9 protein-coding genes, 1 tRNA gene and 2 rRNA genes (1 of these 12 cut by a window edge) are annotated in these 12,659 nt (G+C 60.7%); 5 read left to right on the top strand and 7 right to left on the bottom strand.

Going from position 1 to position 12,659, the window contains the following annotated elements; genetic code table 11:
• The 4 genes from KM031_RS07830 to KM031_RS07815 form a co-directional block, all read left to right on the top strand.
• Positions 1-1,701: ribosomal RNA gene (locus KM031_RS07830) — 23S ribosomal RNA — on the top strand; it begins 1,143 nt to the left of the window's first position.
• A 106-nt stretch (positions 1,702-1,807) separates the two neighbouring features.
• Positions 1,808-1,922: ribosomal RNA gene (gene rrf, locus KM031_RS07825) — 5S ribosomal RNA — on the top strand.
• A 73-nt stretch (positions 1,923-1,995) separates the two neighbouring features.
• A tRNA-Met gene (locus tag KM031_RS07820) sits at positions 1,996-2,072 on the top strand.
• A 247-nt stretch (positions 2,073-2,319) separates the two neighbouring features.
• Positions 2,320-2,535 carry a hypothetical protein gene (locus tag KM031_RS07815; RefSeq protein WP_215507873.1) on the top strand — a complete coding sequence of 72 codons (216 nt, stop codon included), beginning with the start codon at positions 2,320-2,322 and terminating at the stop codon, positions 2,533-2,535.
• Positions 2,536-2,644: 109 nt separating this feature from the next.
• Here the strand turns inward: KM031_RS07815 and KM031_RS07810 are convergent, their stop codons facing one another.
• The 5 genes from KM031_RS07810 to KM031_RS07790 form a co-directional block, all read right to left on the bottom strand.
• On the bottom strand, positions 2,645-3,691 hold the full coding sequence (locus KM031_RS07810; RefSeq protein WP_260692128.1) for a hypothetical protein: 1,047 nt from the start codon (positions 3,689-3,691) through the stop codon (positions 2,645-2,647).
• A 107-nt stretch (positions 3,692-3,798) separates the two neighbouring features.
• Entirely contained in the window at positions 3,799-4,143 is a 345-nt protein-coding gene (locus tag KM031_RS07805; protein WP_215507869.1) for a DUF2190 family protein, read from the bottom strand.
• Between the two features lie 2 nt (positions 4,144-4,145).
• Positions 4,146-4,355, bottom strand: coding sequence for a phage head-tail joining protein (locus tag KM031_RS07800; protein WP_104493564.1), 210 nt, complete (start codon positions 4,353-4,355; stop codon positions 4,146-4,148).
• Entirely contained in the window at positions 4,355-6,157 is a 1,803-nt protein-coding gene (locus KM031_RS07795; RefSeq protein ID WP_215507867.1) for a prohead protease/major capsid protein fusion protein, read from the bottom strand. Before KM031_RS07795 ends, KM031_RS07800 begins: the two co-directional genes overlap by 1 nt.
• A complete protein-coding gene (locus KM031_RS07790) occupies positions 6,150-7,559 on the bottom strand; it encodes a phage portal protein (RefSeq protein ID WP_246567455.1) in 1,410 nt (469 codons plus the stop codon). Before KM031_RS07790 ends, KM031_RS07795 begins: the two co-directional genes overlap by 8 nt.
• A 280-nt stretch (positions 7,560-7,839) precedes the next feature.
• On the opposite strand from KM031_RS07790, the gene KM031_RS07785 reads away from it, so the two are divergent.
• Entirely contained in the window at positions 7,840-10,173 is a 2,334-nt protein-coding gene (locus KM031_RS07785) for a YecA family protein (protein WP_215507859.1), read from the top strand.
• Position 10,174: 1 nt separating this feature from the next.
• Here KM031_RS07785 and KM031_RS07780 read toward each other — a convergent pair whose 3' ends face one another.
• Both KM031_RS07780 and KM031_RS07775 read right to left on the bottom strand, forming a co-directional pair.
• Complete coding sequence (locus KM031_RS07780; RefSeq protein WP_215507857.1) at positions 10,175-11,968, bottom strand: phage terminase large subunit family protein; 1,794 nt, start codon at positions 11,966-11,968, stop codon at positions 10,175-10,177.
• On the bottom strand, positions 11,958-12,479 hold the full coding sequence (locus KM031_RS07775; RefSeq protein ID WP_215507855.1) for a hypothetical protein: 522 nt from the start codon (positions 12,477-12,479) through the stop codon (positions 11,958-11,960). The genes KM031_RS07780 and KM031_RS07775 overlap by 11 nt, the downstream gene beginning before the upstream one ends.
• Positions 12,480-12,659 lie beyond the last annotated feature (180 nt).

The following is a 12,659-nucleotide window of genomic DNA, read 5'->3' as shown; positions in this document are numbered from 1 at the left end:
TAGATAAGCTGTCCTGCGGCGAAGATGTAACGGGGCTCAAGCCACGAGCCGAAGCTCAGGATGCATAGCAATATGCGTGGTAGCGGAGCGTTCTGTGATATAGGACGCTGCCTCTTTTGTTCCTTCGGGAATAACGGAGGCAATGTGCTTTCTGTGAAGCCGGGCTGTAAGGCATCCGGTGGAGAGATCAGAAGCGAGAATGTTGACATGAGTAGCGACAAACAGGGTGAGAGACCCTGTCGCCGTAAGTCCAAGGGTTCCTGCTTAAAGCTAATCTGAGCAGGGTAAGCCGGCCCCTAAGGCGAGGCCGAAAGGCGTAGTCGATGGGAACCACGTTAATATTCGTGGGCCAGAAGGATGTGACGGATCTCAAAGATTGTCTGCCCTTATCGGATTGGGTGGGCCGTTCAGAGGTTCCTGGAAATAGCCCTTCATCAGACCGTACCCTAAACCGACACAGGTGGACTGGTAGAGTATACCAAGGCGCTTGAGAGAACCACATCAAAGGAACTCGGCAAAATGCCTCCGTAAGTTCGCGAGAAGGAGGCCCCATCTGTAGGCAACTATGGGTGGGGGGCACAAACTAGGGGGTGGCGACTGTTTACTTAAAACACAGGGCTGTGCGAAGCCGTAAGGCGACGTATACAGTCTGACGCCTGCCCGGTGCTGGAAGGTTAAAAGGAGGGGTGCAAGCTCTGAATTGAAGCCCCAGTAAACGGCGGCCGTAACTATAACGGTCCTAAGGTAGCGAAATTCCTTGTCGGGTAAGTTCCGACCTGCACGAATGGCGTAACGATCTCCCCGCTGTCTCTGATGTGGACTCAGCGAAATTGAACTGTGTGTCAAGATGCACACTTCCCGCGGTTAGACGGAAAGACCCCATGCACCTTTACTCCAGCTTCGCACTGGTATCAGGATTGTGATGTGCAGGATAGGTGGTAGGCATCGAAGCGGGGACGCCAGTTCCCGTGGAGCCTCCCTTGAGATACCACCCTTCGCACTCTTGATATCTAACCGCGGTCCGTTATCCGGATCCGGGACCCTGCGTGGTGGGGAGTTTGACTGGGGCGGTCGCCTCCCAAACAGTAACGGAGGCGCGCGAAGGTAGGCTCAGACCGGTCGGAAATCGGTCGTTGAGTGCAATGGCAGAAGCCTGCCTGACTGCAAGACTGACAAGTCGAGCAGAGACGAAAGTCGGTCATAGTGATCCGGTGGTCCCAAGTGGGAGGGCCATCGCTCAACGGATAAAAGGTACGCTGGGGATAACAGGCTGATGATGCCCAAGAGTCCATATCGACGGCATCGTTTGGCACCTCGATGTCGGCTCATCTCATCCTGGGGCTGGAGCAGGTCCCAAGGGTATGGCTGTTCGCCATTTAAAGAGGTACGTGAGCTGGGTTTAGAACGTCGTGAGACAGTTCGGTCCCTATCTGCCGTGGGTGTAGGAGACTTGAGAAGAGTTGCCCCTAGTACGAGAGGACCGGGGTGAACGAACCACTGGTGGACCAGTTATCGTGCCAACGGTAGTGCTGGGTAGCTATGTTCGGACAGGATAACCGCTGAAGGCATCTAAGCGGGAAGCCCCCTTCAAAACAAGGTCTCCCTGAGGGCCGTGGAAGACCACCACGTCGATAGGCCAGAGGTGTAAGTGCAGCAATGCATTCAGCTGACTGGTACTAATTGCCCGATAGGCTTGATTTGATCCAGTAACAGCAAGGCTGATTACTGAGACATGTCAAAAGCACACAGACTTGGAACAAAACGATGTTGTAACGCGCTGGAAAATCCAGCGCGGGTTCTTTCTCGGTTTGGTGGTCATAGCGCAAGCAATACACCCGATCCCTTCCCGAACTCGGCCGTTAAGTGCTGCCGCGCCAATGGTACTGCGTCTTAAGACGTGGGAGAGTAGGTCACCGCCAAACCTAGCAAGAACCCAAACCTCTCAAAACGATGACAAAAATCCCCGATCGCAGCACTAAGCCCTCGGGATACGGACGCGGGGTGGAGCAGCCCGGTAGCTCGTCAGGCTCATAACCTGAAGGTCACAGGTTCAAATCCTGTCCCCGCAACCAAAAAATATAACAAGATATCAAAGGCTTAGGCCAAGACAGAGCGCTCCACGGGGCGCTTTTTGCGTTGCAACGCAGAGCAACACGTTTCTTCGTGATTCCAAAGGCTTACAACAGTTCCGATTTCTTCCGTGCAACACCCATGCGACACAGAAATGCCGGATGCTCGCGGGACGTTCCGTGTTCGATTGACCATTACCAACGGGCAAACCAGAGCCGTCATGTCCTCGTAACCAACTCGGGGACCATCATGCCCAAGACCAATGACACCGCCCTGGACGCCTTCCTCGCCGCCAAGAACGAGATTGACGCGATGCTGGCGCGGCTGGTGGCGCATAGCGCCGACTATTTCGGATCCAGCTTCGAGGAGCTGAATTGGGGCCATGTCGGAACGCTGGACCACTACCGCGCCTGCCTCCGTGAGATCACCGACATGGCGTTCCGCGAGGGCGAGGAGCGGGAATGAGAAGCCAGTCGCTGCTGCCCTTTCCTCCAGCAAAAAATCGCCCGATGTCAGCGCGACGATCTTCATTCGAGCTCCTCATTGTCCACGTCCCTGAAAACACCGCACACGATTAAGGCCAGATGAGGTTGAAGGTGCCTTCAGATGGATAGGCCAACCCGAAGCCATTTGAGCGGGCGAGATCGTGATCGTCTTCGTTGGGCTTCGTCTCGGCCACAATCAACAATGCCGCTTCCCCTTTCGATCTCTGCCGATAGTCGAGCAGCTGTCCCATCGCTGTTCGGATCGCATAGCGGACGTTCGTCGTGTCACATGGCTTCAACTCTACGAGCACGGTTCCTCGTTTCGGATCCTGATACCGAATATCCACACTTTCGAGATTGGCCCGTACCGCCTGCGCATCGGTGGTCGCAAGAAAAGCCTGAAACTGCGCTTGCAGCTGATTGTGCCGAGGACTGACCTGAATTTCGTTTTCCTTGATGTAGCGTGTGTACGGATCGCTGGCGGTGTCTGGGCTATTCTTGATGCCAGCGTCGGCGCTGCCCCCATCCCCATGTCCGGTCTTCTTTGCGCCCGCACGAGTCAGGAGGAGATGTCGAACCTCCTCTATGAAATCTTGGACCTGACCGCCCGCGTCATCAGGTGGCGACCACCATTGCGTTTGGCCCATCCAGCCAGGACCACGCGGCATGGCCAGCGTTCTTTCGTCAATGTCGAGAAGATGGGCATTTCCTGACAGCGCAATCGTGCGGTAGGTGTCTATGTGGTCGATGCGATGTTGCTTGGAAGGTGGGCGTTCGAAGGTCTGTCGTTCACGAAAAATCGTGGCATCTTTATACCAGCCAACCACACGCCGACCTCCGTCTTGCGGATGTGTGGCCATCCATACGATGTCGACACCGGTCAACGACCCGGCGATGCCACCCCATTTCTCGACGTGGATTTGACGATCCAATTCGCCGCGGATCGTCTCAACGTGGCCATAGACGTTGCCGTCATCACAACGCAGGAAGTTGCAGACTTCGTGGCCGGTCTCGTTCTCTCGAACATAGCGACCACCGCCGACTATTTTGTCCGGTTGGCCCGCCAAGCCTCGATATCGACTCATCCAGCCAATGCCACAGAACACAATACGTACCAAATGCGGCCCCTCCGTCATCAGTCGCGCCCCGCCGACCGCTTTATCGGACCTAGTCTGACTGCGTGCCGACGAAAAACCAATTGCAAAATGGGTGCAGCTTGCAGTGACGGAGAGCAAGTTACTCGTCAGTCAGCCACGGTCCCCACGCCATCCAGCCGCACGGCGACGCTGGTGATGCCGTTCCCGGCGGCCTCTGTCGCAACGCCCACGGGGAAGCGTCCAGTGCCCGGCACGTTGATGTTCTTGGCCGTGTTGTCCCACGCCACGCGTGCGCCGACCGTCAGAACCGCAGCCGTGGCTTTCGGCAGCTGATAAACGCCAGTGGTGGCCAGTTCGACTGGTTCGCCCACGGCGGCAGAGTAGGCGGCGATCCCGAAGATGTTGCCGATGATCGCCCCCTCGCCAGAGGCGATGCCGCCTGCGGAAGCGGGTACGGTGATGACGTCACCTTTCTGAATATGGTTCTTCATGGTCAAAGCCCTTTCGAGGATTGGATGCGGACCACGGCGATGCGTGCCGTGGTGCCGGTGATTTGCCGGTTGAGGTCGCCCAGCGCGGCCGCCATTTCTGCGTCGGTCGCATAGGTGACCCGCTTGCCGTCGTATTCGACGGTGCGGATGCCCTGGTAGCGGGCCGCCATTAGAGCATCGCGCCAGGCGGTGAGTTGGGCGAGGTCGGCCATTACGCGCCTGCGTTCTGAAACCAGCCGCGGTGGTCGATGAAGCCTGCGCCGAAGTCCAGGATCACCCTGATTTCCACGCCGTCCACGTCCCAGCCCGACCGGCTTTCCACCTGGGGCCCCTCGTTGCCCGACAGGTAGGCAAACTCAAGGCCGTCGATCTCACCCGGGTCTGCCGTCACATACCAGCGCGTGGCACTGGAAAGGCGGGGTTCGACCACCAGCGACATCGCCCCCGAGAAGGGGTTCACATCGGCTGCTGTGGCGGGTGCGATGGTCGCCAGCCACTTCTCGGCGACGGTTTCCAGCGCGGGCGGGACCAGCAGGTTCTTCGGCGTCACCCGGATGATGCGCCCATCGATCCCCTTCTGTGTGCGCAGCGCCAGCCGGGCTGCAGACAGGGTGGCATCGGAAATCACCGCGCCAGCACCAGCCTTGTTGCCGTGATCGACATGAAACAGCGCTTTGGTGTCCGATAGAGTCGGGCCATTGCCGCTGTTGGCTTCCAGCAGGGTGACGAGGATCCGCGCCTCGGTCTCGGCGGCCCCCTGGCCCATGCGGCGGGCAAGGTCCGAGAAGGCTCCGAGGTCATCGTTCACCAAAACCTGCCGAGTGATCCCGACCTTCTTGGCCCAAGTCTCGATCTTGTAGGCTTCGCGCGCCTCGGCCATCGTCCCGGCCTTGATCTCGCCATGCTCGTTCAGCTTTTCCAGCAGCGGTGCCTCGCCCAGCATGATCTTGTTCACCGACCGGAAGTCCCGCGCCGAGGTCTGGCGGCCTAGGCGACGGATGCCGGATGGGGCGGCCTGGTAGGCATCGCGCAGCACGCGGCCCACGGTGTTGCCGAGGATGATCGGGAAATCGGACGTCGTGTGCAGGGCGCGGGTGACCAGGCTGGCGGGTGACAGGGCCATCGTGGACTCGCTGCGCAGGGTCAGCAGTTCCTTGGCCATGTCCACGGGCGTGGCATAGGCGTAGCGGCGGGCCGGTTCGCTAAGTTCGTGGCGTGGGTTGATGCGTGCATAGAGGGCTTCACCCATCTGGCGTGCGCGCAGGGCAGGATCGTCCTGGCTGTCGCCCATCTCGACGCGGACCTGTTCCGTGCGGATTGTTGGCGCGCTGCGGGTCGCCAGCGCCTCGAAGGCCGCACGGCGGGCGGTGTCAGCATCGGCAGTGGCGTCAATCTGGCCGTCGATCCAGGACTGGTCCAGCCCGGCGATGCGGGCGATGGAGCGGATTTCCGTGTTGATCGTGGCGCGGGTTTGCGCCTCGGGCGGGGCAGGCGTGATTGTCGTTTCGGTCATGTTGGTCTCCATGCGAATGTGGGCACCCGGGTCAGCCGGGGTGGGGACAAGGGAAATCTCGTGCGGCGTCCAGCGTACGGCGGTCAGCACCCGTGCGCCGTTCTCGGTGGCCTCGGCCCACTCCTCGACCGAATAGCCAACCGATACGTGCCGCAGTATCCCGGACAACACGTCCTGCCAGAGCGGTTCCACCTCCGGGCGCGACGAGAAGCGGATCAGCGCCGTGCCGCGCTGGCCATCGACGGCAGCAGACTGCACGCTGCCAAGCACATCGCGGACAGCGGATTGCCGGTGGGCATCCAACACACTGGCCCCTTGCAGGCGCGACAGGTCCACCGCTTCCGGCGCAAGGCTGAGGCGTTCGACATATTGGCCAGCCATATCGCGGCGGCGCACAGGCGCGCCGGTGGACCAGATCACCTCGACGGTGCGATCATCGCGGTTGGCGCTGGACGGAGCCAGGTCCGCGCGGCGGGTCAGCAAGGTGACGGTGTCATTCATCGGGGCTGTCCTCCTTGGCGGCAGTCTTTGGCTCGAAGCTCAGGCCCAGCCCATCGGTCCGCGCCTTGTCGGCGGCAATCTCGGCATCGACCTGTTCGGCGTCATAGCCCCGTTCGGAAATCGCCTGCGTCCTGCTCTTCAGCCCGGCGTTGATGGCAAGGATTTCGGCCTCGACGTCCTTCTTGGGATCGACGTAGTCGAACTTCGGCGGCAGCCACTCGCAGCCCAGATACGCCGCAGGATCGCGGTCGAAGTCCCGGGCGGGCAGATCGCCCGACAGCACCGCCAGTCGCACGAAGCGGTCCCAGACCGGGCGGCAGAACAGATGTACCACGACATTGTGCTGCAACTGCTCGACGCGGCGGCGGAACTCGATCAGCCCAGCGCGGATCGAGGAATAGGTCACACCCTCTAGATCGCCCGAGACCAGTTCGTAGGGCAGGCCCATGCCAGCGGCCACGGCGCGGAGGTGGTTCTTGACGAAAGGGCCGTAGGCGTCACTCTCGGTCGGGTTGGAAAACCGGATGTCGGTGCCAGGCGGCAGGGGGATCAGGCTGCCGGGTTCCATGCCCACGGTCAGCGCGCCGCCCGAGTTGGTGCCGGTCAGGCCGCCAGCCGAGCCATCCGGATCGGTAATGAAGCCGGTGAACAGCGCCGCAACCTTGGCTTTCACCAGTGCAGCATCCTCGAACTGGTCCAACTCGTGCAACCGCAGCAGTACAGGGGCAAGCCATGTGATCCCGCGCAACTGGCCAGCGGCCAGAGGCTTGAACAGATGCAGGCAATCCGTGGCAGGCAAGCGCAGCGGTTCCAGCCGAAGGGAGGTCAGCGGATCGCCGGGCCGGTCCCGCATCATCCAGTAGGCGGTGCGCTGCCCAGCGCCGTTGAACTCGATCCCGGCCCTGATGCGCGCGCCGCCACCGATATCGCGGTGCAGATCGAGCGGCACCTGGTCCCGGTCCAACAGGTCGATGTGCAGGGGAACGGCAGAGGCATCGGACACCACACGCAGCCGGGCAAAACTCTCGCCGCCCTCGACCATCGCGCGCACGGCCATGGCCTGCAGCCCATAGAAGTCCGCCAGCCCACCGGGATCGGCTTGATCGGTCCAACGAAGCCACAGCACCTGCAGTCGCTCGCGCACCGCCCGGTCAGGATGGGTGGACTGCGGTTTGATGCCTGCGCCGACGACATTGCCCACCAGGCTGTCCACCGCCGCCGCCACCCACGGGTTGTTGCGGGCATACCATCCGGCCCGCCGCGCCGCCGTCGTCGCGCCCGCCAGGATCGCCGTGTTCAGCCCATCGACCGTCCGCGCCCCCTCCCAACGCCGACCACCACCCGCAGCGTCAAAGCTGCGCATGCCGGAGCGGGAGAATAAACGGTTCAGCAGGTTGCGCATTTTGGAACACTCGCATGGCGGGAGCGAGGCAAGCCATTGGGAATGTTTGGGAAACCACTAATTGGTGAGGGCAGCCTATGTGCCCCGCGCATGCTGAAAAACGGACTCAACTGTTTTTGGATGAATGTCGGTCAATCTATGGGTTGTGATAGGCGTGAAGCCCCTTAGTGCGGCCAGAATGCCAAAGTACATTCATTTCGTTAGGAGGTGACGCGTTGGCTGGACAAGACCCATTCATCAAGGTGTATTGGGGCATGGGAAATGCCTGGCAAAGAAATTGATGGATGAGAAAAAACGGAAAGAGCTTGCGGCTTCCTTGTTGAAAGACATGGAAGCCACGGCAGCCCGGATGCGCAAACTGATCGTCGCCATGCCTCCGCATGATCTGCTTGGCTACATCTATGCCCAGTACATTCTGAAAGCGATGGCGGGCCAAAGTGCCACCGAGGAGCAACGCGAAGCGGATGGCCCAGATGACTTGATCGACCAAAACCAGTTCCTGCTGGAGTACGTGCACGCGGTTCTCGCGTCAGATGTCAGTCCCGAGGAATTGACATTCGACGAAGCACAGTGTGCGGAGCTGTTTGAACTCAGTCGCAAACTGCGTGAACAGGCCATGTTCTACGCTATGGCTTCATCGGCGGATACCAAGAGTGGACTATTTGGCCCTGACACGGCTGACATTGAATTTCGTGCCAAATCCAATTGGGTCTTACTCCGTGGAAACCGCTACCAAGTTTTGGAAGGAGAGTTTTACAGCTACGTTCTTGCCCCGCATGATGACGTTTTGAGAGAAGTGTACGGATACGGCGCTGCTGACATCGCCGAAGGGTTCCAGGCCATGGCGAACGCATCGCGTTCTGGTCACGCCGATGCTATTGGCGAGATAATGAGGCAGTTTGAGGCGGCTCAAGCATTTGCCGCCACATGCGACAAGCCACTAGAAGACGTGATGGAGACTTGGGTTGCGGCCAATGCGGAAAAATCGAAAGCTGCTGGGTTGGCCTTCGATGACATGTTCAGGGGCGGGACCGCCAATGTTAGTCGTCATACAACGCTGCCGCCGGAGTTGCTGGCAGACCTAGCATACCGACGCGGAGAAGAAACCGAGTTCTTCGCGGCCGGCGACTTCGCGGGAACACCATACCGGACGCTGCCTGCTCGAAAAAAACCCCTGATCCAGCTAGGATCGGACTACTATGCCATCGACCCATGCTTCACGCGCGATGCTGGCTATCGTGCGCTTCTTTACAACCTTCTCCAGCGAAAGCCTGACTACAAGAAAACCTTTGAAGAGCGGCAGAAGTCGATGAGCGAGTCTGCCTTCGCCGATATCCTTTCGGACCAACTTCCCGGTGCCACGGTTTACCAAGAGGTCTACTACAAAGATCCTGCTACCAAGCAGTGGTCCGAAAACGACACGCTTATCCTGATCGACGATGTTCTTTTCCTAGTTGAAGCCAAGGCCGGAGCAGCTGCCACTATTGCATCGCCAGCGCTTGACTTCGGTCGCCACGCCCAATCAGTGCAAGATTTGGTGGTCAAGGCGTATAACCAGTGCGAGCGCTTCTTCAACTATCTGAACTCTGCGGAAGAAGTGCCGCTTTATCACCGCGTCGGCGGAAAATATAAAGAATGCGGTCGTGTTCGCCGCTCAGAATACCGCATGATGATGCCAATCGGGCTGACAGTTGAGTCATTCTCTCCCTTTTCGACATATTGCAAGGAACTGCCGCAGATTAAGCCGCTCCTTGGGAAGCATGCATTTATGTCGATATCGATTGACGACTTGTTCGTTCTGAAGCGGTTCCTGTCCACCCCTGGTTCGTTTGCGCACTACATGGAGGTTCGACAGGCAGTGGCAGGGATACGTCACGCTCATCTCTTCGACGAATTCGACCACTTAGGTGCGTACCTGACGAAAAACCGCTTCGATCACGACATTGCCGATCAGTTGAGGGGCGGCAAGGCGAGCATGCTCATCTGGGATGGCATGAGCGACATCGTCGACAAGAGCTTCGAGGGTGAAGATTGGGAAAGCAAACCGTTTCCGTCACAGGAGTTCCCGGCGGAGGTGCTGAAGCTGCTTGTAGCGATTGATGCCACCCGCACACGCGGATGGCTTTCTGCGGAGAGCCATATCCGTAATCTGGGCGAGGAAGGCCGGACGAATCTGGCCAAGGTGCTGACAGACCTACGTCAGTCCCTGAAGCAGCATCCCGCTCGTTACTTTACTCTGGCCGGTGACGATGAGCCGCTCTTCGTCTGGCTGCAAAGACATGACCAGAAAATTGACTGGACATCAGTGAATGACAAGGCCAGCGCAGCAGCATTGGCCGTTAGAGCGTCCAATGTCATCGGAGTTGTGGCAGAAGTTAATGCCGAAGGAGCCTTCGTCGGAGCTCATGCTTTCGCGGCCCGCAAGCCATCGGCCCGAACGGCAGATAACTCCCACATCTACGAGGACGCGGCGCGAATGGCCCAACCCACACGAATGGTGAATTTAAACGACTCGAAGAAACTCGCCCCCGCTGCGAAGGCCCAAAAGCCGGGGCGGAACGATCCGTGTCCCTGCGGTAGTGGTGCAAAGTACAAGAAGTGTCATGGCCGTTGATCTACGCCATCCACGCTGACCGGATCACCTTGCCTGGAACAGGCTCCACCGCCGCGGCGCGTCCCGCCACGCTTTCCGCCTCCTCGTTCAATCGCATCCCCATGCTGATCAGCCCGTGCAGGGCGGCGTGGGCGTAGACGAAGGTGTCCAGCGCCTCGTTGCGTTCGCCGTCGCGCTTGGGCTGCCACGAGCGGATGGGGCGGCCCTTCTCGAAGCGGGTGACGACGCGTTCGGCGGTCAGCTGGCGGAAGTAGTCGGCGTCGAGGCGGCGCGGGAAGTGGATGGCGCCGGGGCCGGGTTCGGTCAACTTCAGCCGGGCGTAGACGGCATCCTTTACGGCATCGACGCCGACGATGAAGAGCGGGATCTTTGCCTTGTTGCTGCGGGTGGGACGGCGCGGCCAGACCGGGATGCCAGGGCCGCCGCGTCCCTTGATTGCCCAAATGCGGCGGGCAAGGCGGGTGCGGCAGAACTCATAGGCCATCTTGGTATGATGGCCGCCGGTATCCACGGCGACGGCGCGCACGGGCAGGGCGCCATAGGTGCCGTTCAGAACGCCATCCAGGTCGGACCAGAGGCGCGGCCCTGACGGGTCGCCCCATAGGACGCGGTAGTCGATCACCCACGCTTCCTCGTCACGGCCCCAACCAACGACCTGCACTTCAAGGCGGTCGCCCTGCACGTCTACGCCCGCCGTCATCACGGCAACGCCTGGGGCGAGGTCGCTGCCCCAGTCCTCGCGACGCGCCATGAGGGGGTCGGCGGGAACGGTGTCGCCCGCCTGGTCCTCCCAGGACTCGCCCAGCTTGGTATTGACCCAAACCTGCAGACGCGCGGGATCCTTGGCGACGCGCGCATGTTCCTGCGCGATCTCGGCCCAAGTTTCCCATGGCGAATAGAGCGATGACAGATGGAACCCTGCCGTGCGGCCATCGCCCAGCGCTGAGGGGCGCCATTGACCGGCAGACATCATGCGCGGCTTTTCATGTTCGTGATGAACGCCGCCACAGATTTCACAGACCAGATAGGCGGCGTCGCGCTGCCCTTCGGGCCAGCGGATGCGCGCCCATGTGATCGGGGCCATGTCGCCGCAGTGCTGGCAAGGGACATGGAAATATCGCTGGTCGCTGTCGAGATAGGCCGCCTCGATGCGGGAATGGCCTTTCAGGGTGGGCGTGGAGACCATGTAGATCTTGCGCCGCCCGCGAAACGTCGTGGTGCGCTGGATCGCCAGATCGACGGGATCGCCCTCGCCATCGGCATCGCCCGGATAGCCGTCTACCTCGTCCAGGAACAGGTATCGAACTGGGGTGGACCGCAGGCCGACGGCGCTGTTCGCGCCGGTCATCACCAGCTGGCCGCCGGGGAAGGACTTGCGGAACAGGCTGTTCCCGGCATCACGCGACCTCGGGGCTGATACCAGGTCGCGCAGGGCAGGGGTGGCTTCGATCAGGGGATCGATCCGGACGGTGGTGTTGCGCCGCACCATGTCGAGCGACGGCATGACCAGCATCGCGATGCCTGGTGCGTTCTGGATGATGTAACCCAGCCAGTTCAGCCCGGCCTCCGACCCACCTGTTTGCGCACCCTTCATCAGCACAACACGTTCATAGGGACTGGAGGTGGACAGGGCGTCCATCACCGCGCGCAGATAGGGTGTGCGGTCGGTGCGCCAGCGCCCCGGTTCCGCCGATGTGGGCGGCAGGATGCGGTGGCGGTCGGCCCAGTCCGACACGGGGATCGGCGGCTCGGGGCGGATGCCGCGCCGCCAGGCGAGATCAATTTCAGGCACCATCGCCAAAGCTCCCCAACGGCATGTCGGCCAGGTATTCCAGATGCTCGCGCATCATCCGGTCAAGGGCGGCAAAGGTGGCACGCGGATCGGCCCCGACCTCGGCGGCCAAGAGCGGTGCTGTGCGTTGGACCCAGGCCATATGGGCGTCGCGTTCGGCGCGGGCGCGGGCGAATACCGTGCGGGTAGCCGCGACGGTTTCGATCAGCTGACCCTGTTCGCGTTCAAATGCCAGCTTGGCACGCTGGACCTTGACGATTTCATGCAGGCGTTTGGCCTCGGCCAGCGTGGTCGAGACCCGGGCTGGCGATGCAGGGGCGGCGAAAGCACCACCCTTGTTGCGACGCGACGGATCGAGATTGTCCTCGATCCACGCCAGCCCCTCGGCCACATCGATCTGACCATCGGGTCGCACGGGCAGACCATCGGCCACCAACTGCGAGATGCGGCCCTTGGTCAGGCCGACCCGTGTGGCGAAGGCGGTCTTGGTTTCAGAGGCGTTGAGTTTAGTCAATTTCGCCCCCAGACGCTGGCGGGGTCATGCGCTGTGCTCCCCCGCATACAAATCGGCCCAAAAGGAACCATCGCTATCCCGGTCCTTGCCGAACTGTCTGGGTTGACGTGCTCGTGCATCGCAACGTCACCGCGCGAAGACAACCGTGGGTCCGGGTCTGTCAGCTTTGGGTCCGGGTTG

This window comes from Gemmobacter fulvus (genome assembly GCF_018798885.1).
In the GTDB taxonomy this organism is placed as follows: Bacteria; Pseudomonadota; Alphaproteobacteria; order Rhodobacterales; family Rhodobacteraceae; genus Gemmobacter; species Gemmobacter fulvus.
Note: the sequence above shows the minus strand (reverse complement) of the source record. Positions and strands in the feature narration are given on the sequence as shown.

Bases quoted from the DNA above. Each gene is read 5' to 3' on its own strand.
- KM031_RS07795 (WP_215507867.1), bottom strand. From the start codon at position 6,157: ATGAATGACACCGTCACCTTGCTGACCCGCCGCGCGGACCTGGCTCCG.
- KM031_RS07785 (WP_215507859.1), top strand. From the start codon at position 7,840: ATGGATGAGAAAAAACGGAAAGAGCTTGCGGCTTCCTTGTTGAAAGAC.
- KM031_RS07810 (WP_260692128.1), bottom strand. From the start codon at position 3,691: ATGACGGAGGGGCCGCATTTGGTACGTATTGTGTTCTGTGGCATTGGC.
- KM031_RS07815 (WP_215507873.1), top strand. From the start codon at position 2,320: ATGCCCAAGACCAATGACACCGCCCTGGACGCCTTCCTCGCCGCCAAG.
- KM031_RS07790 (WP_246567455.1), bottom strand. From the start codon at position 7,559: ATGCGCAACCTGCTGAACCGTTTATTCTCCCGCTCCGGCATGCGCAGC.
- KM031_RS07780 (WP_215507857.1), bottom strand. From the start codon at position 11,968: ATGGTGCCTGAAATTGATCTCGCCTGGCGGCGCGGCATCCGCCCCGAG.
- KM031_RS07800 (WP_104493564.1), bottom strand. From the start codon at position 4,355: ATGGCCGACCTCGCCCAACTCACCGCCTGGCGCGATGCTCTAATGGCG.
- KM031_RS07805 (WP_215507869.1), bottom strand. From the start codon at position 4,143: ATGAAGAACCATATTCAGAAAGGTGACGTCATCACCGTACCCGCTTCC.